At 36.9% G+C, this 661-nt stretch carries 1 protein-coding gene; it reads left to right on the top strand.

The annotated features are described in order from the left end of the window. Positions 1-200: 200 nt before the first annotated feature. On the top strand, positions 201-661 hold a 461-nt coding region (locus tag A9E74_RS14170; RefSeq protein ID WP_218104339.1), incomplete at its 3' end, for a lipopolysaccharide kinase InaA family protein.

The raw sequence follows: 661 nt of genomic DNA, 5'->3' as shown, positions 1-661 counted from the left end.
GCAAAAAACTGCCTAAATAATTGCATGATCCCAAATAATACAAACAAATATGACAAAATTATTACAAATAGCTTGAATAATCACTTAGTTATGCAATATTCTCACAGTCAAATTAATTACACTGACAATTTGGCGGTATATAAATTGATTTTTACCCACGAATCATCCTCCGAAAGTAACAATCTTAGCTTTGACTCACTATGCATCTTTATACCAATTGGTTCGAAGAGCCAAACATTCGCCGAGGCGGATGGAGCGGTGTTATTAGGCAGCCCATTCAACTTGAAACAGACGCAGTCGATGTCTTCATCAAGCGCCAGGAAAATCATGTCAGTAAGACGCTATTTCATCCTATTAAAGGTCAGGCTACTTTTTGTAAGGAATACCGCAATATCAAGCGGTTGACCAAAAAAAACATTCCGACACTTAAAACGATCTTCTTTGGACAACGTGGCACAAAGGCGATATTGGTCACTAAAGCACTAACTGATTATCAGCCATTGCATATTGCTTCACTAAATCTTGATCGCCAACAAAAGCATAGTTTACTAACCGAAGTTGCCAAAAATTTAAGGTTAATGCATCAACATCACTATCAGCATAATTGCCTATATGCCAAACATATCTTTGTAAAATACATAAATGGTGAATGGCGAGTTCG

The organism is Methylophaga muralis (genome assembly GCF_001720165.1).
GTDB lineage: Bacteria > Pseudomonadota > Gammaproteobacteria > Nitrosococcales > Methylophagaceae > Methylophaga > Methylophaga muralis.
This window is presented reverse-complemented; position numbering and strand designations above follow the sequence as displayed.